The 19,089-nt window shown below is 71.5% G+C and carries 16 protein-coding genes and 2 pseudogenes; 9 read left to right on the top strand and 9 right to left on the bottom strand.

Features of this window, described 5'->3' with window-relative positions; genetic code table 11:
• Window positions 1-89 precede the first annotated feature (89 nt).
• Together JI751_RS10120 and JI751_RS10115 are read left to right on the top strand one after the other, a co-directional pair.
• Window positions 90-1,106 (top strand): zinc-dependent alcohol dehydrogenase family protein, encoded by a 1,017-nt coding sequence (locus tag JI751_RS10120; protein ID WP_201935991.1) that lies wholly within the window; start codon window positions 90-92, stop codon window positions 1,104-1,106.
• Entirely contained in the window at window positions 1,103-2,908 is a 1,806-nt protein-coding gene (locus tag JI751_RS10115; RefSeq protein WP_201935990.1) for a DUF7800 domain-containing protein, read from the top strand. Before JI751_RS10120 ends, JI751_RS10115 begins: the two co-directional genes overlap by 4 nt.
• On the opposite strand, the gene JI751_RS10110 is transcribed toward JI751_RS10115, so the two are convergent.
• Window positions 2,895-3,047: a hypothetical protein gene (locus JI751_RS10110; protein WP_201935989.1), complete on the bottom strand. Its 153-nt coding sequence runs from the start codon at window positions 3,045-3,047 to the stop codon at window positions 2,895-2,897. The genes JI751_RS10115 and JI751_RS10110 overlap by 14 nt on opposite strands.
• 208 nt (window positions 3,048-3,255) lie before the next feature.
• Here JI751_RS10110 and JI751_RS10105 point away from each other — a divergent pair, with 208 nt between their 5' ends.
• Entirely contained in the window at window positions 3,256-4,365 is a 1,110-nt protein-coding gene (locus tag JI751_RS10105) for a DNA glycosylase AlkZ-like family protein (RefSeq protein WP_201935988.1), read from the top strand.
• Window positions 4,366-4,480: 115 nt separating this feature from the next.
• Here the strand turns inward: JI751_RS10105 and JI751_RS10100 are convergent, their stop codons facing one another.
• Complete coding sequence (locus JI751_RS10100; RefSeq protein WP_201935987.1) at window positions 4,481-5,284, bottom strand: SRPBCC family protein; 804 nt, start codon at window positions 5,282-5,284, stop codon at window positions 4,481-4,483.
• A 24-nt stretch (window positions 5,285-5,308) separates the two neighbouring features.
• Window positions 5,309-5,788 (bottom strand): pyridoxamine 5'-phosphate oxidase family protein, encoded by a 480-nt coding sequence (locus tag JI751_RS10095; RefSeq protein WP_201935986.1) that lies wholly within the window; start codon window positions 5,786-5,788, stop codon window positions 5,309-5,311.
• Window positions 5,789-5,934: 146 nt separating this feature from the next.
• Here JI751_RS10095 and JI751_RS10090 point away from each other — a divergent pair, with 146 nt between their 5' ends.
• Window positions 5,935-8,298 carry an ATP-binding cassette domain-containing protein gene (locus JI751_RS10090; protein WP_201935984.1) on the top strand — a complete coding sequence of 788 codons (2,364 nt, stop codon included), beginning with the start codon at window positions 5,935-5,937 and terminating at the stop codon, window positions 8,296-8,298.
• Between the two features lie 7 nt (window positions 8,299-8,305).
• Here the strand turns inward: JI751_RS10090 and JI751_RS10085 are convergent, their stop codons facing one another.
• Entirely contained in the window at window positions 8,306-9,097 is a 792-nt protein-coding gene (locus tag JI751_RS10085) for an Fpg/Nei family DNA glycosylase (RefSeq protein WP_201935981.1), read from the bottom strand.
• A 62-nt stretch (window positions 9,098-9,159) separates the two neighbouring features.
• Here JI751_RS10085 and mmuM point away from each other — a divergent pair, with 62 nt between their 5' ends.
• Complete coding sequence (gene mmuM, locus JI751_RS10080; protein WP_201935979.1) at window positions 9,160-10,104, top strand: homocysteine S-methyltransferase; 945 nt, start codon at window positions 9,160-9,162, stop codon at window positions 10,102-10,104.
• Between the two features lie 26 nt (window positions 10,105-10,130).
• Here mmuM and helR read toward each other — a convergent pair whose 3' ends face one another.
• Window positions 10,131-12,293 (bottom strand): RNA polymerase recycling motor ATPase HelR, encoded by a 2,163-nt coding sequence (gene helR, locus JI751_RS10075; protein ID WP_201937030.1) that lies wholly within the window; start codon window positions 12,291-12,293, stop codon window positions 10,131-10,133.
• A gap of 67 nt (window positions 12,294-12,360) precedes the next feature.
• Between helR and JI751_RS10070 the strand changes: the two genes are divergently transcribed.
• The gene (locus JI751_RS10070; RefSeq protein ID WP_307814068.1) at window positions 12,361-12,795 is read left to right on the top strand and encodes a PaaI family thioesterase; all 435 of its coding nucleotides are present in this window, start codon (window positions 12,361-12,363) and stop codon (window positions 12,793-12,795) included.
• A 3-nt stretch (window positions 12,796-12,798) separates the two neighbouring features.
• Here the strand turns inward: JI751_RS10070 and JI751_RS10065 are convergent, their stop codons facing one another.
• Window positions 12,799-13,605, bottom strand: a complete 807-nt coding sequence (locus JI751_RS10065; protein ID WP_236666059.1) for an alpha/beta hydrolase — start codon at window positions 13,603-13,605, stop codon at window positions 12,799-12,801.
• A gap of 22 nt (window positions 13,606-13,627) precedes the next feature.
• Between JI751_RS10065 and JI751_RS10060 the strand changes: the two are divergent.
• Window positions 13,628-14,953 (top strand): annotated as a pseudogene (locus JI751_RS10060) (MFS transporter); the annotation flags it as partial.
• Between the two features lie 105 nt (window positions 14,954-15,058).
• Here JI751_RS10060 and JI751_RS20965 read toward each other — a convergent pair.
• Window positions 15,059-15,340, bottom strand: a pseudogene (locus JI751_RS20965) (4a-hydroxytetrahydrobiopterin dehydratase); the annotation flags it as partial.
• A gap of 196 nt (window positions 15,341-15,536) precedes the next feature.
• Here JI751_RS20965 and JI751_RS10050 point away from each other — a divergent pair.
• On the top strand, window positions 15,537-16,508 hold the full coding sequence (locus tag JI751_RS10050; RefSeq protein ID WP_201935976.1) for a phytanoyl-CoA dioxygenase family protein: 972 nt from the start codon (window positions 15,537-15,539) through the stop codon (window positions 16,506-16,508).
• On the opposite strand, the gene JI751_RS10045 is transcribed toward JI751_RS10050, so the two are convergent.
• Both JI751_RS10045 and JI751_RS10040 read right to left on the bottom strand, forming a co-directional pair.
• Window positions 16,475-16,978: an SRPBCC family protein gene (locus JI751_RS10045; protein WP_201935975.1), complete on the bottom strand. Its 504-nt coding sequence runs from the start codon at window positions 16,976-16,978 to the stop codon at window positions 16,475-16,477. The two genes, JI751_RS10050 and JI751_RS10045, sit on opposite strands and share 34 nt — an antisense overlap.
• Window positions 16,975-17,310, bottom strand: a complete 336-nt coding sequence (locus JI751_RS10040; RefSeq protein ID WP_201935974.1) for an ArsR/SmtB family transcription factor — start codon at window positions 17,308-17,310, stop codon at window positions 16,975-16,977. The genes JI751_RS10045 and JI751_RS10040 overlap by 4 nt, the downstream gene beginning before the upstream one ends.
• A 67-nt stretch (window positions 17,311-17,377) precedes the next feature.
• Between JI751_RS10040 and JI751_RS10035 the strand changes: the two genes are divergently transcribed.
• Window positions 17,378-19,087 (top strand): cation:proton antiporter, encoded by a 1,710-nt coding sequence (locus JI751_RS10035; protein WP_307814067.1) that lies wholly within the window; start codon window positions 17,378-17,380, stop codon window positions 19,085-19,087.
• Window positions 19,088-19,089: the final 2 nt, after the last annotated feature.

Below are 19,089 nucleotides of genomic sequence, written 5' to 3'. Positions count from 1 at the left end.
GGTGTTCCCCCTGGGAGCATGGTGCTGTCGCACCGGGAGACGCACGGGCCGGGGGAAAGGTTGCCCGAGGGCGTGGCAGGATCGCGAACATGCGAGCAACCACGATCCACGCCCCCGGTGACATCCGCTTCGAGGAGGTCCCCGACCCCGTCATCGAGGAGCCGACCGACGCGATCGTCAAGGTGGTCGCGGGCTGCATCTGCGGCTCGGACCTCTGGCCCTACCGCGGTGCCAACGACATCGACGCCGGATCGACGATCGGCCACGAGTGCGTCGGCGTGATCGAGGAGGTCGGCAGTGCGGTCAAGGACTTCAAGCCCGGCGACTTCGTGATCGTGCCGTTCTGCCACTGTGACAACACCTGTGCGCACTGTGTCGCCGGCGTGCAGGCTGCATGCGAGAACCTCGGCTTCACCGCGAGCGGGCAGGGCGAGTACTCCCGCGTCACGCAGGCCGACGGCAGTCTGGTCAAGACCGACGGCATGCCCGACGCCTCGCTCATCCCGTCCCTGCTGACCCTCTCCGACGTGATGGCCACCGGCTGGCACGCTGCTGTCTCGGCGGGGGTGAAGCCCGGCGGGACCACCGTCGTCATCGGCGACGGCGCGGTCGGCCTCTGCGGCGTGCTGGCGGCCGCCCAGCTGGGCGCCGAGCGGGTCGTCGCCATGTCACGCCACGAGCCGCGCCAGGCGATCGCCCGTGCCTTCGGGGCGACCGACATCGTCGCGGAGCGCGGCGACGAGGGCGGCGCGCGCATCGCCGAGCTCACGAAGGGCGTCGGCGCCGACTCGGTCCTCGAGTGCGTCGGCACCGACGAGTCGATGAAGACCGCCTTCGCGATCGCCCGCCCGGGATCGACGGTCGGCTTCGTCGGCGTACCCCACGGGGTCGAGCTGCCGGTCCGCCGGATGTTCCAGAAGAACGTCGGCCTCGCCGGTGGCATGGCGGGCGTGCGCCGCTACCTCCCCGACCTCCTCGAGCGGGTGCTGTCCGGGTCGATCGACCCGGGCAAGGTCTTCGACCTCACCCTGCCGATGGCGCAGTCCGCCGAGGGCTACCGCGCAATGGACGAGCGCCGCGCGATCAAGGTGCTCCTCCAGCCGTGAGTGCGACCGACGACCTCCTGGTCCTGGGTCCGCTGCTGCGCTACGTCGACGACACCTCCGCGTGCGTCTGGGTCGAGACCCGCGGCTCCGCGACGGTGCGGGTGGAGCGGGGCGCGGTGTCGGCCACTGCCCGGACGTTCGTGGTGCACGGCCACCACTACGCGCTGGTCGAGCTCGACGGCCTCGAGCCCGGCACGACCGAGACCTACACGGTGTCCGTGGACGGCGAGCAGGTGTGGCCCGAGCCAAGGTCTCCCTTTCCCGCCCCGGTGATCGCCACTCTCGAGGACGGGCGACCGTTGAGCCTCGCCTTCGGCTCGTGCCGCACCTCGGTCACCCACGACGAGACCGGCAACAGGTCCCACGGCGTGGACGCGCTGCGCGCATGGGCGCTGCGGCTCGCCGACCAGGTCGACCCCGCGGACGCCGACGACCCCGACCTCGCTCCGGAGCGGCTGCCCGACCTCATGCTGTTCCTCGGCGACCAGGTCTACGCCGACGAGACCACGGACGAGATGCGCGCCTTCATCGAGTCACGGCGCGACATCGAGCAGCCGCCGTGGACCGAGCTCCAGGACTACGAGGAGTACGCCCACCTCTACGCGCTGGCGTGGTCGGACCCGGCGAACCGGTGGCTGATGTCGACGGTCCCGAGCGCGATGATCTTCGACGACCACGACATCCGCGACGACTGGAACACCTCGCAGGAGTGGCGTGAGAAGATGGAGGCCACCTCGTGGTGGCACGGTCGCATCGTCGCCGGGCTGGGGTCGTACTGGGTCTACCAGCACCTCGGCAACATGTCGCCGGCCGAACGACGTGCCGACGAGCTCTACGCCGCCGTGCTCGCCCACGAGGGCGACGACGAGCACGACTTCGGGCCGGCCATCGACGCGTTCGCCGAACGGGTCGACCAGCACCCGACGACGTACCGCTGGAGCTACACCCGGGAGTACGACACCCAAGTGCGGCTCGTGGTGGTCGACTCGCGGGCGGCCCGCCAGCTCGACCCCGACGACCGTGCGCTGCTCGACCCCGACGAAGCGGCGTGGCTGGACGAGCAGCTGCGTGGCGACGTCGACCACCTGCTCGTCGGCACGTCCCTGCCGTTCCTGCTGGCTCGCGGGCTGCACCACCTCGAGGCGTTCAGCGAGGCCCTCGCGGGCGGTGCCTGGGGCGAGAGGGGCGGTCGACTCGGCGAGAAGCTGCGCCAGGCCGTCGACCTCGAGCACTGGGGCGCCTTCCAGAAGAGCTTCCAGGAGGTCGCGCGACAGGCGATGGAGGTGGCGGCGGGGGAGCGAGGTCGAGCACCCTCGACGGTCACCTTCCTCTCCGGCGACGTGCACCACAGCTATGTCAGCGAGGCCGAGCCTGTCGACGGTGCTCGCCCACTGCGGTCCACCGTGCTGCAGGCCGTGTGCTCGCCGATCCGCAACCCGCTCTCACGCAACATGCGTTTCGCCACGGCCGTGCTGTCCTACGGCGTCGCCGGACCGGTGGGGCGGCTGGCGTCGAGGTCGGTGCACGTGGCGGACGCCCCGCTCAGCTGGCGCTACGCGGAAGGGCCGTGGTTCGACAACAACCTGGCCTGCCTGCGGGTCGACGGGCCGAGGCTGAAGATGTGGTGGGTGACCGGCGAGGTCGTGGACGACCACGAGCGTCCGCGGCTGGCCAAGGTCGCCAGCTACGAGCTCGACGAGGACGGACGACCTCCGCACCCGGAGAAGGTGCGCGAGCGCTTCGTCCGTGGGGTCAGGCGTCGCTATCGCGACAAGGTCAAGGACCGGGTCAAACAGCGCTGAGCATCCGGTCGTGCGCGCAGGCGCACGTGTCGGAGCACGGCAGGTAGGTGTGCCGGGCGTGCCCGCAGTCGACGCACGGGATGTCGTGCGACAGGTGCACCGAGCCCGGACCGGTGTTGGTCTCGACGGTGTCCCACATGGCCTTGCTCCCTACGTGCTCTTGCTGACGTCCCGAGCGGGGCGCCTCGCCCCACACCTGGTAGACGTCGACGGTGCCACCGCATGACGGAGCACTCGCCCGGATTGACGAGATCTGCCCGATTTCGTGAGGGAATGACCCGATCGGGCCACGCCCGGCATGACCCGATCACCGCAGACTGGTCTATGCCGGCTCCTAGAATCAGTACATGGCGTCGGGGACCGTGCACGAGCTCGCGCCGCGTCAGGCCCGCCGCATCGCCGTACGCGCCCAGCTGCTCGGTGCGCAGCGACCCACCGACGTGCTGGACGTGGTGCGGCACCTCGGCTTCCTCCAGGTCGACCTCACCCGGGTGGTCGCCGAGCACGCCGACCTCGCGCTCTGGACGCGCCTCGGCAACGCGTACGAGCCCGAGGACCTCGAGGAGCTCGTCGGCGACGGTGCTCTCGTCGAGCACAAGGCGCACCTGCTCCCGAGCGAGGACATCGCCCTCGTCGCCGCCGACATGGAGCTGTGGCCGGGCGAGCCGCCGCTGAAGGAGTGGCAGGAGGACCTGCGCGACTGGGTGGCCGCCAACGACGGCTGCCGACGGGACGTGCTGGCCCTGCTGCGTGCCGAGGGGCCGACCGCCGCGCGGGACATCCCGGACACCTGCGACGTGCCCTGGCGCTCGAGCGGGTGGACCAACGACAAGAACGTGATGAAGCTGCTCGAGTGCATGGAGTCGCGTGGCGAGGTCGCGGTGGCGTCGCGCGAGGGACGCGAGCGCCGGTGGGACCTGGCCGAGCGGATCCACCCGGGTGACCGGCCCGTGCCGGTCGCCGAGGCACACCTCGAGCTGGCTCGTCGCCGCCTGCGCGCGCTCGGTGTCGCGCGTCCACGCGCGCTGGAGGCGTGGGAGGAGAAGCACGACGTCCGCGGGGTCGGCGAGGGCGCGCGCATCGAGGGGGTACGCGGGGTGTGGCGCGTCGACCCCGCATACCTCGACGAGGACTTCGAGGGGCGGACCGCGATCCTGTCCCCGCTCGACCGGCTGGTCTTCGACCGCAAGCGGATGGAGGACGTCTTCGGCTTCGACTACCAGCTAGAGATGTACAAGCCGGTCGCCAAGCGGCAGTGGGGCTACTGGGCGATGCCCGTCCTCGACGGCGACGAGCTGGTCGGCAAGGTCGACGCGACGGCCGACCGCCAGGGCGGCGTGCTGATCGTCGACGCGGTCCACGAGGACGGCGACTGGTCGGCCGCGCGCCGCAGGCGGGTCGACGCGGAGCTCGGTGCGCTGGGGGAGTGGCTGGGTCTCGAGGTCGTCAGGTCGTGAGCCTACCGAGGTCGCGAGCCGAGGCGCGGCCGTTGTGCGGTGGCTGTGGTGCGGATGCCGCACCACAGCGACCGCACTGGGGTGGCGGTCACCGGATACCCGGTGCCCGCACCGCCTAGACGTCGTACGAGATGTCGAGCGCGGCGGCGAGCGCCTCGGGGTCGGCAACCGAGAGCGTCGCTCCGGGGTGGGTGATCGTCGCCGTCGGGTCGATCGCCGGGACCGGCTCGTGGAAGCGCAGGCACAGCGCGCGGTCACCGTTGCTCGTGAAGGAGACGCCGCGGTCGCCGAAGGACAGGTGGGGCGGGCCGGCGGTCTTGACGAAGGAGAAGCCACCCGTGACCTGGGCAGAGGCGATGTTGCTGCGCGGCGTGAGCAGTCGCCACGGTCCGTAGCGGACGTGGAGCCACTGGGGGCCGAGCTCGACGCCGGTCGTCTTCGGAGTGATCCCGAACGGGCGGCCGGCGAGGGCGTAGGAACGCGCGAACGCGAAGTCGAAGACCTCGACGTCCTCCTCCTCGCCGCCGAGCCCGCTGCGGTCGCGCACGAGCCCGCGGAGGGCGGCGGCCGCCGGGACGCGGTAGGGCTGGAGCAGGGGAGCGGAGCGACCGGGCACGCGGAGGAAGGCGCGGCTGCCACCTCCGGCAGCGGGTACGACGTGGTGGTCCATCTCGACCTCGGCCGGGCCGCGACCGGCACGCCACGACCACGTGCGCTGCTCGGGGTCGACGGCGGTCACCTCGAAGTCGACGGCGACGCCCGGTGGGCCGTGCACGCGCCCGGTGGTGCCGACGGCCAGCTGGTCGTCGGACGACTCGACCGAGCGGATCAGCGGCGCCCAGATGGACCAGGTGGCGGGCGTGGTGAAGCGGAGCCAGGCCTCATCGGCAGTGGCGATCCCGCGGGCTTCGACGAGCACGGTGTCGAACCTACTCCGGCCTGGTCAGAGGGTGACGATGTCGTTGTCACCCAGGTCGGGCTCGCCGTCCGTGACCAGGCCCTTCGCCACCTGCACCGCGATGGCGACCTTTCCCGGGTTCTCCCAGTACTCCGCGGTGGCGCCGTCGATGCGGAGCAGCAGGTTGTCGGGGTCCTCCGGGCCGCCGGACATGAACGCGCCGGCAGAGGCGTCCCACAGCTCCTCGAGCTTGGCCGTGTCGTCGCTGACGTGGGCCGTGCCGGACAGGGACACCCAGCCGGCCTTGCTGGCGTAGGAGACGTTGACCCGCGGATCGGCCTCGATGGCGCTGACCTTGTCGCTGCTGCGCTGGGTGATGAACCACGTCGTCGCCGGGTCCTCGAAGTCCTGCATGCCCATCGGCATCGAGACGAGGTCACCGGCGAGCGACACGTAGGTCAGCACGGCGGTCCGTGTCTCCTTCATGATCTCGGCAACGGTCCCGCGGTCGTCGTTGGTCGTCATGCGTCGACAGTCGCACGTTGGACGAACCCTCCACCCCATCCCGACGGGGGTGCGACGTCACATCCGAGCACGCAGGTACGTCGTACTGGCAGGATGCGACCGCGGGAACAGGGACAGTCGCCACAGCACAGGGGAGACGCGCAGCAATGACGACCACACACCCAGCCGACGACCACGCACTGATCCGGGTCGAGGGAGCCCGCGAGAACAACCTCAAGGACGTCTCGGTCGACCTCCCGAAGCGCCGGCTGACGGTCTTCACCGGGGTCTCGGGATCGGGCAAGAGCTCGCTGGTCTTCGCCACGATCGCGGCCGAGTCGCAGCGGATGATCAACGAGACCTACAGCGCGTTCGTGCAGGGCTTCATGCCGTCGCTGGCGCGGCCCGACGTCGACCACCTCGAGGGACTGACGACGGCGATCATCGTCGACCAGGAGCGGATGGGCGCCAACCCGCGCTCGACCGTCGGCACCGCGACCGACGCCAACGCGATGCTGCGGATCCTGTTCAGCCGGCTCGGCGACCCCTACGTCGGCCCGCCGACGGCGTACTCCTTCAACGTCCCGACCCGCAAGGCCAGCGGGATGATGACCACCGAGAAGGGCGGGCGCACCGAGCGGCGCATTGCCAAGCAGGAGGTCTACCTCGGCGGCATGTGCCCGCGCTGCGAGGGCATGGGGAAGGTCAACGACATCGACCTGACCGCTCTGTACGACGAGGAGAAGACGCTGTCGGGCGGCGCGCTGACGGTGCCGGGCTACTCGATGGACGGGTGGTACGGCCGGCTGTTCGAGGGCATGGGCCTGCCGATGGACAAGCCGATCAAGTCCTTCACCAAGAAGCAGCTCGAGACGATGCTGTGGTCGGAGCCGACCAAGCTCAAGGTCGAGGGCGTCAACCTGACCTTCACCGGGATGATCCCGCAGATCCAGAAGTCGATCCTGTCCAAGGACCCCGAGGCGATGCAGCCGCACATCCGGCGCTTCGTCGACCGCGCGGTCACCTTCCAGACCTGTCCCGACTGCGAGGGCACCCGGCTCACGGCCGAGGCGCGGGCGTCGAAGATCCGCGGCAAGTCCATCGCCGACCTCTGCACGATGCAGATCAGTGACCTCGCCGGGTGGATCCGGGATCTCGAGGAGCCGTCGGTCGCGCCGCTGCTCAAGGGCCTCCAGCACCTGCTCGACTCGTTCTCCGAGATCGGCCTGGGCTACCTCTCGCTCGACCGTCCGGCCGGCACGCTGTCCGGCGGTGAGGCGCAGCGCACCAAGATGATCCGGCACCTCGGGTCCTCCCTGACCGACGTGACCTACGTCTTCGACGAGCCCACGATTGGCTTGCACCCGCACGACATCGAGCGGATGAACAACCTGCTCCTCCAGCTGCGCGACAAGGGCAACACGGTGCTGGTCGTCGAGCACAAGCCGGAGACGATCGCCATCGCCGACCACGTCGTCGACATCGGCCCTGCCGCGGGCTCCGCCGGTGGCTCGATCTGCTTCGAGGGCGACGTCGAGGGCCTGCGCTCCAGCGGCACGATCACCGGCAAGCACCTCGACGACCGCGCCTCGCTCAAGGACTCGGTGCGCGCGGCGACAGGGCAGATGGAGGTCCGGGGCGCGAGCACGCACAACCTCAAGGACGTCGACGTCGACGTGCCACTCGGACTGCTGACGGTCGTCACCGGTGTCGCCGGGTCGGGCAAGAGCTCGCTGATCCACGGCTCGCTCGCGGGTCGCGACGAGGTCGTCGTGATCGACCAGGGCGCGATCAAGGGCTCGCGACGCAGCAACCCGGCGACGTACACCGGCCTGCTCGAGCCGATCCGCAAGGCCTTTGCCAAGGCCAACGGCGTGAAGCCGGCACTGTTCAGCTCCAACTCGGAGGGTGCCTGCTCGACGTGCAACGGCGCCGGTGTGATCTTCACCGAGCTCGGCCCGATGGCGACCGTCGAGTCGCCGTGCGAGGAGTGCGAGGGCCGCCGCTTCAAGGCCGAGGTCCTCGAGCACACCCTCGGCGGCAAGGACATCGCCGAGGTGCACGAGATGTCGGTCGTGGACGCCCTCGAGCACTTCAGCGGCGGCGAGGCGAAGATCCCGGCCGCGATGAAGATCCTCGAGCGGCTCGCCGACGTGGGCCTCGGCTACCTGTCGCTCGGGCAGCCGCTCACCACGCTGTCCGGCGGCGAGCGGCAGCGGCTCAAGCTCGCGACGCAGATGGGCGAGAAGGGCGACGTCTACATCCTCGACGAGCCCACGACCGGCCTCCACCTCGCCGACGTCGAGAACCTGCTCGGCCTGCTCGACCGGCTCGTGGACTCCGGCAAGTCGGTCATCGTGATCGAGCACCACCAGGCCGTGATGGCGCACGCCGACTGGATCATCGACATCGGCCCCGGCGCCGGCCACGACGGCGGCACGATCGTCTTCGAGGGCCCGCCGGCCGACATGGTCGCGGCGAAGGAGCCGACCCTCACCGGCAAGCACCTCGCGGCGTACGTCGGTCGCTGACCGCGCGTCACGCCTGGCAGACGGGGCACCAGAAGAGCCGGCGCGCTGCGATGGTCGCGTCGAGGACCGGGGTGCCGCAGATCCGGCAGGGCAGGCCGGCACGGCCGTAGACGTAGTAGGCGTCGACCCGACGGGGCCGTCCCGCCGGTCGCTCGCGGTCCTCGGGGTGCGTGGTGACGATCCGCCCGGCACGCACGCCGGCGCGGAGCAGCACCACGAGGTCGTCCCACAGGGCGTGGAGGACGGACGCGTCGTGGTCGCGACCCGGCCGGTAGGGGTCGAGTCGGTGCCGGAACAGCACCTCGGCGCGGTAGACGTTGCCGACGCCCGCGACCACCGACTGGTCCATCAGCAGCGTCGCGATCGGTGCACGGCTGCGCAGCACCCGGTCGACGAACGCCTCCACGTCCGGTCGTCGCCGCAGCGGGTCCGGACCGAGCCGGGTGAGCACGGTCGTGCGCTCAGCGGTGGTGAGCACCTCGCACGCGGTCGGGCCGCGCAGCTCGAGCCAGTTCTCGGCGCCGACGAGGCGCAACCGCAGGGCGCCGCGGGCCGGGGGAGCGGGGAGGACGCCGTCGCGGAACTTCCCGTAGAGCCCGAGGTGCACGTGCAGCCACAGGTCGTCGTAGCGGTGGAAGAGGTGCTTGCCCCACGCGTCGGTCGCACCCAGCACGCGCCCGTCGAGCAACCGGGCGCCGTCCTCGAAGCGGCCCTGCGGGCTGTCGGCTGCGACGCGCTGGCCGACCAGCAGCCGGGCGTGGCGTCGCGCGAGGCGGTGGATCGTGTGTCCCTCTGGCACCCGGCGATCGTCGCCGACGAGACCAAGCGCCGGGCACACCCCTCGGGTGCCAGACTCGTGCCGTGACCCGCACCAGCCTGAGCGACGTGATCGCCGACCGCCCCGTCGTCCTGGACGGCGGGCTCGCCACCCTGCTCGAGCGGCACGGCCACGACCTCTCGTCCGACCTCTGGTCGGCCCGCCTGCTGCGCGACGACCCCGCGGCGATCGAGCGCGCGCACCGCGAGTTCTTCGAGGCCGGCGCCGAGGTGGCCACCACGGCGTCCTACCAGGTCTCGTTCGAGGGCTTCGGCGCCACCGGCGTGGAGCGCGACGAGGTCGAGCAGCTCCTCCGGCGCAGCGTCCGGCTCGCAGCATCCGCACGCGACGAGGTCGCACCGCAGGGCTGGGTGGCGGCGTCCGTCGGGCCGTACGGCGCGGTGCTGGCCGACGGGTCGGAGTACCGCGGCGACTACGACCTGGACGTCGACGGACTGCGCGCCTTCCACCGACCGCGGCTCGACGTGCTCGCCTCGATGGTCGGCGACGGCGCGGACGTGCTGGCGATCGAGACGATCCCGTGCCTCGCCGAGGTCGAGGCCGTGCTGGCCGAGCTCGACGGCACGGGCGTACCTGCCTGGCTGTCGCTGACCGCTGCCGACGGACGTACGCGCCAGGGCGAGCACCTGGGGGAGGCGTTCGCGATGGCCGCCGACGTCGCCGAGATCGTCGCCGTCGGGATCAACTGCACGACGCCGCTCGACGCGCGCGACGCCGTCCCCACGGCTGGCGCCGCCTTCGGCGCCGGCGTCGTCTACCCGAACTCCGGCCAGGCCTGGAACGCGGAGACCCGACAGTGGGAGGGGTCCTCCGCCTTCCGCGCCGAGGACGTGTCCGCCTGGGTCATGGCCGGGGCCCGGCTGGTCGGCGGTTGCTGCCGCGTCGGCCCCGAGGACATCACCGCCCTGCGTGCCACCCTCGGACCACACGGGCCAGCTCGTTCGCACGCCCAGATCCGGTCGTCATGAGATCTCGGGGTTCGGACCCGCAGAACTCATGACGTGAGCACCACCAGCCGCTGCGTGGCGCGGGTCATCGCCACGTAGCGGTCGACCGCCCCCGTCACGCCCTCGCCGAAGAGCTCGGGGTCGACGAGCACGACGAGGTCGAACTCCAGCCCCTTGGCGAGCTCGGGCGTGAGCGAGCGGACCCGCCCGTCGAACCGCCGGTCGGCGAACGACCGGTCGCCGATCACCACCGCCGTACCGTCGGCGTGCTCCGCGAGCCAGCCCCCGAGGATGGCGTCGCGCTCGGCGGCGGGGGAGTGGAGCACCGGGATGCCGCTCTCGCGGATCGAGGTCGGCACGTTGGCCTCCGGCAGTACGGCGCGGATGACCGGCTCGGCCTCGGCCATCACCTCGGCGGGCGTGCGGTAGTTCACCGTCAGGGGAGCGACGATCGCGCCGGGCAGGCCGACGCGCTCGAGCCGTTCGGTCCACGACTCGGCGAAGCCGTGCCGGGCCTGGGCGCGATCGCCGACGATCGTCATGCTGCGCGAGGGGCAGCGACGCAGCAGCATCTGCCACTCGGCGTCGGTGAGCTCCTGCGCCTCGTCGACCACGACGTGTGCGAACGGCCCGGCCAGCAGGTCGACGTCCGCACTCGGCAGCGCCGCGTCGTCGACCAGCGCGGTCCGGAGGTCGTCGTGCACCAGCATCGACACGAGCCCCTCGCCGAACTCGTCCGCGCCCGACTCGCGCGCCGTGGTGCGGAGGTCGTCGATCACCTCGGCCATCCGGGCGCGCTCGCGAGCCTCCGCGGCGTGCGTACGACGTCGGCGCCGAGACGCCTCCGGGTCGCCGAGCCGCAGGCGTGCGGCATCGAGCAGCGGCAGGTCGGCGTACGTCCACGCCTCCGGGTCCGGGCGCCGCAGGGCCTGCACCTGGTCGGGCTCGAGCCACGGCGCGCACCGGCGGAGGTAGGCCGGCACCGTCCAGAGGTCGCCGACGAGGTCGGTGTGCTCGATCAGCGGCCACGCCCGGTCGAAGGTGTCGCGCAGGCCGCGGTGGCGCTCGAGCACCTTCCGGAAGTCGTCGGCCGTCAGCTCGTCGGAGTCGAGCTTGTCGGCCAGGATCGTCAGCACCTCGTCCCACACGTCGTCGCGGGCGAGGTTGTGCGGCGTGCCGGGGTCGGGGGAGTCGAAGGCCTCGGCCCACTCGGCGGCCGTGATCCGGACGTCGCCCCACGGCGTCTCGACGAGCACCGGCTCGGTCGGGGGCTCCTCGTAGAGCGCGACCGCCGGCTCGATCGCGGCGACCATCCGGACGTCGCCCTTGAGGGCGGCGACCTGCTCGTCCTCCTCGGCGACCGCCTTCTCCGGCACCAGGTCGCGGATCGTGCAGGTCTGCACGCCCTCCTCGCCGAGGCTCGGCAGCACGTCGCCGACGTAGGCCAGGTAGGGCTGGTGGGGACCGACGAACAGCACCCCGCCGCGGCGGTGGCCGAGCCGCGGGTCGGCGTAGAGCAGGTAGGCGGTGCGGTGCAGCGCGACGACGGTCTTGCCGGTGCCGGGGCCACCGTCGACGACGAGCGCGCCACGGGAGCCGGCGCGGACGATGGCGTCCTGGTCGGCCTGGATGGTGCCGAGCACGTCGCGCATCCGCTCCGTACGACTGCCGCCGAGCGTCGCGATGAAGGCGGACTGGTCGTCGAGCGCGGCCGTGTGGGTGAGGCCCTCCTCGGTGAAGGCCTCGTCCCAGTAGTCGACGATCCGGCCGGCGGCCCACCGGTAGCGGCGCCGGCTGACGAGGCCGTACGGCTGCGCGTGCGTGGCGGCGAAGAACGGCTCGGCGGCGGGGGAGCGCCAGTCGACCAGCAGTCGACGGCCGTCGGGGTCGGCGAGGCCGAGGCGCCCGATGTAGGTGATGGCGGCGTCGGCGTGGACGATCCGCCCCAGGCAGAGGTCGAGGTCGAACCGGCGCAGGGCACGCAACCGGGCGGTCAGCCGGTGCACCTCCTGGTCGCGCTCGAGGGCCGCTGTCCCGTAGCGGGCGCCGCCCTTCTTCGCCTCGGCGAGGGTCTGCTCCAGCTCGGCGATCGTGTGCTCGAGGCTGGTCGCGGTCGCGGCGAAGTGGGCACGATCGGTGTCGATGAGCGTCGGGTCGTTCTTGGCAGCGAGGGCGTCGGAGAGGGCGAAGGGAGAGGTGTCGAGCGGCATCACGCCGTGCAGTGTGCGGGAGGCACGGGGCCTTGCGGCAAGCCCCCTGATGGCTTATACGTTGAGAGTGGAGGCAGCGGTGGGGTCGGTGCCGATCCTCGCTGCGATGGGCATCCGGCTCGTCGAGGTCGTCCCCGGACGGGCCGTCGCGGAGCTCCCTCCGGAGCCCAACGTCAACCACTTCGGTGTCACCTACGCCGGCTCGCTGTTCAGCGTCGCCGAGATGCTCGGCGGGGTGCTGTGCCTGGCCACCTTCGACCTGGAGGGCGAGCTCGCCGGGTTCGTGCCGCTCGTCAAGGAGTCGACGATCCGGTTCCGGCGACCCGCGGTGGGCGTCGTACGCGCCGAGGCGTCGCTGTCCGACGACGAGGTCGCCCGCATCCTGGACTACGCGCTCGCCACGGGCAAGGGCGAGTTCGTGCTGGAGGCGACCCTCACGGACGCGGCCGGCGAGGTGGTCGCCTCGACGGTCGGCACCTATCAGGTACGTCGCCTCGGCTGAGCGTCAGCGCCAGAGCCAGCGGAGCGCATCGGGGAGCAGGACGCCGCCGTGGTTGCCGTCGTGGCCGCCGTCGCCGACGACGAGGCGTACGTCGTAGCCGCGGCGCAGCAGCGCAGCGCCCACCTCGAGGTTGGCGGCCACCCAGTTGTCGTCGGGCTCGTCCCAGCCGAGGTCGCGGTGCCCGACCTGCAGGAAGATCCGTAGTGGCCTGACCGGCTCGTCCGCGACCAGGCGCGGGTGGTCGACGGCGACCTGCGGGAAGCTCGACGAGAGCCCGACGACCTTGCCGAACGCGTCCGGCCGGTGCCACGCCGCCGTGAATGCTGCGCTGCCGCCGCTGCTGAAGCCACAGAGCGCCCGGTCCTCGGGCCGGGTGCTGATCGGTACGACCTCGGCGACGCGGGGGAGCACCTCGTCGAGGAGGAAGCCGGCGTACGTCCCGTCCGCGGCGTCGTACTCGGCGTTGCGGTTGCCGTCGGCGGGGTCGACGAAGACACCGACGAGCGGCGGGACCGCGCCGGCGGCGACCAGGTTGTCGAGCACGACCGTCGCCCGCATCTCGTCGTCGGGGTCCACGAAGCCGGCGCCGTCCTGGAAGACGACGACCGGAGCCGGTGTGTCGGTCGACGCTGCGGGCTCGTGGACCCACACGCTCCGCGTGGTCCCCGGAAATGCCCGCGGGTCGGTGATCGACAGCTCCGTGGTGCGGCCGCGGGGGACGTCCGGTCGGGGCACCGAGTCCGGTCCGTGGTCGTAGGTCACCTCCGACTGGTCGATCGGCAGCGGTGAGTGCGGCACGCGGTGACCCATGCCCCGAACCTAGACTGCGCGCGTGAGCGACGGCGGGTTCTTCATCTCGCGGTCCTTCTCGTACTACTGGCGGGCCGACGCCGTGTCCGTGCTGGGCACCTACGTCACGCTCTTCGCCCTGCAGGCACTCGTGGTGCTGACCCTGGACGGCACCGCGTCCGACGTCGGCTGGCTCAATGCCTCGCGCTGGCTGCCCTACCTGGTGTTCGGCCTGGTCATCGGTGCGCTCGTCGACGGGCGCCGACGGCTGCCGCTGATGATCGGCACCGACGTGATCCAGGCGGTGCTGCTGCTGACGATCCCGCTGCTGTGGTGGCTCGACGTGCTGTCGCTGGCCGCGCTGCTGGTGATCGTCTTCCTCTACGGCACTGCCGCGGTCGTCAACATGGCAGCGACGATGTCGTTCCTGCCACGCCTCGTGCCACGCGACCGGCTCCAACCGGCGCACGCCCGCATCGACGGTGCGGACGCCGTCGGGTCGATGGCGGGACCGGCCATCGGCGGTGCGCTGGTGAGCGCCGTCGGGGCGCCGCTCGCCGTGCTCGTCGACTCGCTGACCTACCTCTACTCGGCGATCACGCTCCGGCGGATCGACCTCGACGAGCCGCCCGCCCGGACCGGGGTGACGGTGCGCGGCCTGCTCGGCGACATCGTCGAGGGCGTGCGGTGGGCCTACGGCCGGTCGGGGCTACGGACCCTCGCGATCGCGACGCACGTGTGGTTCGTCGGCAACGCTGTCGTCGGCGTCGTGCTGGCGCCGTACGCGTTCCTCGTGCTCGACCTCTCGGCCTTCCAGTTCGGTCTGGTCGGGGCGGTCGGGGGAGTCGGGGCCGTGGTCGGGGCGACGATCACCACGGCGGTCGGACGGCGGCTCGGCACCGGACGCACGATCATCCTGTGCCACTCGATCATCACGACCGGCGTCGTCGTGATGGCGCTGGCGGGGGAGCCGACCTCCCGGGCCGCCACGATCGGTCTGCTGATGCTCGGGCAGGGGCTGTACGGCCTGGCGATGGGCATGAGCAACTCCCACGAGATGAGCTATCGGCAGCTGGTGACGCCCGACGAGCTCCAGGCGCGCACGAACACGACGCTGCGGTCGATCAACCGCGCGGTGATCGTCGTCGTGGCGCCGATCGCCGGCGTGCTCGCCGATGCGGTCGGCGTACGACCGATGCTGGTCGTCGCGGCCGTGACGTTCGCCCTCGTGGCGTCAGGACTGGCGCTCACACCGCTCCCGGTCGCCGAACCACAGGTTGGGCACGCGTCCACCGCCGTCACGGACCTCGTCGCTCGGCGTGCCGCGACCCTGGTCGTCGGGGTTGCCGGTGAGCAGCGCCGCCCAGACCGGCGCGATGACCGCGGAGTCCGGCGTGTCCAGGCCGAGCTCGACTGCCGCCACGGCGCCCGGATCTGCGGCCAGGCCCTGGCCCGCGGCGACCTCGGTGATCCGTCGCGCCAGGTCGATGTCCTGATGGGTGACCCACTCGACGACGTGCTCGGTGCCGTCGTCCTCGCGGTAGATCGCGTCGTCGCTGCTGAGCTTGAGGTCGACGTGGCCGGGACCGATCGAGACCTTCGGGTGGTGGCCGATCTCGTCGCCGGCCTCACCGACCGCCACGACGAACCGTGCAGCAGCACCGAAGTCGTCGACGACGTACCTCGCGTGGATGCCTTGGGCCAGCTTGCGCCAGTCGGTCAGATGGGCCTCGGCGATCCTGTCTCCCCGCAACATGTCCATGCGCTGGAACCTAACTCGTCGGAGCGACACTCTGCGGTCACCTTGGTGCACCATCCACGTCAGGATCACCGCGCAACGCCTGAGAGGGGCTGCCTGAGCGTGGATATATCGCCGATAACTGACATTATGTCAGATTGCCGCGACGGAAACGCAGGTGCACCGCTCGTCGCTCGCGGCGATACTCCCCTGCATGGATCGACACGTGGACCTGGATGCTGCGCGCACGACCTGGCTCGAGGACGGGTACGTCGTGCTGCCGGGCTACCTGCCGGCCGACGAGCTCACGGCGGCCCAGGGCGAGCTCGGACAGCTGTTCCCGTCGGGCGACGACTTCCACGACGGCGTCGACCCCGGTCGCAACGCGAGATTCATCGGCGACGAGTTCGACGGGATCGACGGCTTCCCGTTCGCCAGCCTCGCCCTCAACCGCGTCCCGGTGTCCGACGCCCTGGTGACGCTGGCGACGACGCTGCTCGGCACGGACGCCGTACGCCTCTACTCCGCCGAGGCGTGGGCCAAGTACCAGGGCGCCGCCGACTACGACCAGGACCTCCACCGCGACTACTTGAACCACACGATCCTGGTGCCGTCGAGCGACCCGGCGTTCGCGCAGGTCGAGATGTTCGTCTTCCTCTCTGACGTGACGCCCGACCTGGGAGCACCGCGGATGGTGCGCCGTTCTCCTGCGACCGAGTCGCTCCCGGCGAAGCCGAACTTCTTCCCCCGCGCGGAGGTCGCGGAGGACGACGGCGGCTTCGTCGCCGGCGATGGACGCCCCGACCTCTACGAGGCCGAGGTCCCCGCGACCGGGCCGGCCGGGACGGTGGTGGCCTTCCGACCGGAGACCGTGCACCGCGGTGCGGCCATCACCGAGCCGCGCGGAGCGCGCTTCACGATGCACCTCAACTACCGTCCCGCAGCCGTCGAGTGGGCCCATCGCCACGCCTGGGCCGACCGGAGCCACCAGGACGCCTGGTACGCCTTCGTCGAGCAGGCGACCCCGCGACAGCTGGAGCTGTTCGGCTTCCCTCCCCCGGGCCACGCGTACTGGACCGAGGAGACGCTGGCCGGCGTCGGCCAGCGCTATCCGGGCCTCGACCTGTCGCCGTGGCAGGGCCTGACGCACGATCAGGCGACGGCCTCGACCGGCTCGTCCCGGTAGGCCTCGACCGCGTCCTTCCAGCGCTGGGGGTCCTCGTCGCGCTCGCCTCCGGAGACGTACGCCGCCAGGTCCTCGGCGTGCACCTGCCAGCCGGCGCCGTACGACCGCGCCTGAGCCAGCGGGATCCCCCGCTCCTCGACGACCAGCCGCGTCCGGTCACCTTCCTCGGTCAGAGCGACCTCGATGGTCGACACCTGCTCCGGCGCGTCGTTGTCCCACGTCGACAGCACCAGGCGCGAAGGACGCTCACACACCTCGATCCGTCCCGCACCCTCGAACCCGCTGGTGAAGACGCCGGCGAAGGTGCCGCCCTGCCGCAGCTCCCCCGACACGTCCGCGATCCACCGCGCCAGGCGGTCCGGATCGGTGCACGCCGCCCACAGGTCGTCGATGTCGGTGTCGTAGACGTCCTCCACGCGCACGGCGCCGCGCGTGTCGTCGAGCTGGTGCAGGGTCCCCAAGAGCCTCATGACTCGTCCTTCGTCTCTCGTCGCGCGCGCTTGCCGCGCGCGACCTCGGTGTGGAGCGCGTCGAGGCGGTGCTGCCAGAGCTCCCGGTAGGACTCCAGCCACTCGTCGACCTCGACCAGCGCCTCCGGGCGGAGGCTGTAGATGCGACGTTGCGCGTCCTGCTCGACCGTCACCAGCCCTGCCTCCCGCAGCACCCGCAGGTGGCGCGAGACGCCGGGGCGTGCGATCGGCAGTGCGTCCGCCAGCTCGCCGACGGTGGCCGGGTGGTCACGCAGGATCCCCAGCATCGTGCGTCGGCTGCTGTCCCCCAGCGCTTGCAGTACCGCATCCATGACACGAACGTACCCGATGTGTTACGTAACCGCAAGGGTACGCACAAGCAGATCTAGGCTGGCGGCCGTGGAGCTCCTCACCCTCGCCATCGCCGCGCTGATGGCCATCGTGGTCGCCGCCGTGCTGTCCCGCCGCACCGGCATCGCCACTCCCCTGGTCCTCCTGGTCGTCGGCATCGTCTTCAGCCTCGTGCCGAGCACGCCCGAGTTCACGCTCGAGCCGGACTGGATCCTGCTCGGCGCGCTGCCACCCCTGCTGTACGCCACCGCCGTGCAGGTGCCCGTCATCGACCTGCGGCGCAGCCTCGGCATGATCACCTGGCTGTCGGTCACCCTCGTCGTCGTCTCGGCCCTGGTCGTCGGAGCCGTCGTGCACCTGGTCGTGCCCGAGGTGTCCTTCGCCGCCGGGGTCGCGCTCGGCGCGGTCGTGAGCCCCACCGACGCGGTCGCCGCGACGGCGATCGGCAAGCGGCTCGGACTCCCCCACCGGCTGATGACGGTGCTCGAGGGCGAGAGCCTCTTCAACGACGCGTCGGCCCTCGTCGTGCTGCGTACGGCGTTGCTGGCGATCACCGCCGGCTTCAGCCTCGGCGACGCCGTCGTCGACTTCGCCCGCGCCGTCGTGCTCGCGATCGTGATCGGCTTCGTCGTGGGCCACGCCACCGTGTGGCTGCGGAGCAAGCTCGCCGACCCGGTCCTGATGACGGCCGTCAGTTTCATCGTGCCGTTCCTGGCGTTCCTGCCGGCCGAGGAGGCCGAGGCGTCCGGCGTCGTGGCCGTCGTCGTCGCCGGGCTCGTCACGGGCCACCACGGCTCGCGCCGCTTCACGGCGCGCGAGCGCCTGACCGAGCGCACGAACTGGCTGACCCTGCAGTTCCTCGTCGAGAACGGCGTCTTCCTCCTCATGGGCCTCCAGGTCGAGGGCCTGCTGCGCGACCTCGACGAGTCCAACAGCACGCCGACGGAGGTCGTCGTCGTCGCCGCGCTCGTGCTGGGGGTGCTGCTCGTCCTGCGCACGGCCTTCGTCGCGGTGCAGGTGCTGGCGGCCCGTCGACGGCAGCCCAGGCTCGACGCCATGCGCGAGCGGCTGTCGTCCATCAGCGACCGGGTGGACTCGATGGCCGCGGAGCCGCGGGTGGCGAGCGAGCGCGGCCAGAGGCGGATGTCGCAGTTCCGGCGACGCGTCCAGCGCGGTCAGGCCGACGTCGACTACCAGGAGAGCGAGCCGGTCACAGCACGCGGGGGCGTGGTGCTCTCGTGGGCCGGCATGCGCGGCGTCGTCACGCTCGCCGCCGCACTGACCATCGGCACCGAGGTCGAGGAGCGCACGCTGCTGATCACCGTCGCCTTCGTCGTCGCGGTCACGTCCCTGCTGCTGTACGGCGGCACGTTGCCGCTGCTGATCCGCACCCTCGGCGTCTCGGGTGCCGACCCGGGCGACACCCGGGACGAGGTGATCGACCTGTTCGGCGACATCACGCGCACCGCCTCCCAGGCCCTGGGACCGCTCGACGCCCTCGTCGTCGACGGACAGGCGATCGACCCCGAGGTCGCCACTGAGTCCCTGGCGTGGCTCGACCGGATCGAGGAACGGCGCGGTGACACCACCCCTGAGGCCCTCACCCTGGCGTCGCAGCGGATGCTGCTCCACCGTCACTACATCTCGCTGATGCGGGACGCGCTCCACGAGGAGCAGGCCATCGGCGCCTACAGCACGGCTGCGCTGACACAGGCGTCGGCGTTGATCGACGCGCAGGAGCTGCGCCTCGAGCGATGAGC

The organism is Nocardioides baculatus (assembly GCF_016735675.1).
Lineage (GTDB): Bacteria > Actinomycetota > Actinomycetes > Propionibacteriales > Nocardioidaceae > Nocardioides > Nocardioides baculatus.
The sequence above is the reverse complement of the archived record's forward strand: the minus strand, read 5'-3'. Positions and strand labels throughout refer to the sequence as shown.

Coding starts and splice junctions, on each gene's coding strand:
- JI751_RS10090 (WP_201935984.1), top strand. CDS start 5,935: ATGACGACCACACACCCAGCCGACGACCACGCACTGATCCGGGTCGAG.
- JI751_RS10110 (WP_201935989.1), bottom strand. CDS start 3,047: ATGTGGGACACCGTCGAGACCAACACCGGTCCGGGCTCGGTGCACCTG.
- JI751_RS10050 (WP_201935976.1), top strand. CDS start 15,537: ATGGATCGACACGTGGACCTGGATGCTGCGCGCACGACCTGGCTCGAG.
- JI751_RS10105 (WP_201935988.1), top strand. CDS start 3,256: ATGGCGTCGGGGACCGTGCACGAGCTCGCGCCGCGTCAGGCCCGCCGC.
- JI751_RS10095 (WP_201935986.1), bottom strand. CDS start 5,788: ATGACGACCAACGACGACCGCGGGACCGTTGCCGAGATCATGAAGGAG.
- JI751_RS10045 (WP_201935975.1), bottom strand. CDS start 16,978: ATGAGGCTCTTGGGGACCCTGCACCAGCTCGACGACACGCGCGGCGCC.
- helR (WP_201937030.1), bottom strand. CDS start 12,293: ATGCCGCTCGACACCTCTCCCTTCGCCCTCTCCGACGCCCTCGCTGCC.
- JI751_RS10040 (WP_201935974.1), bottom strand. CDS start 17,310: ATGGATGCGGTACTGCAAGCGCTGGGGGACAGCAGCCGACGCACGATG.
- JI751_RS10065 (WP_236666059.1), bottom strand. CDS start 13,605: ATGGGTCACCGCGTGCCGCACTCACCGCTGCCGATCGACCAGTCGGAG.
- JI751_RS10120 (WP_201935991.1), top strand. CDS start 90: ATGCGAGCAACCACGATCCACGCCCCCGGTGACATCCGCTTCGAGGAG.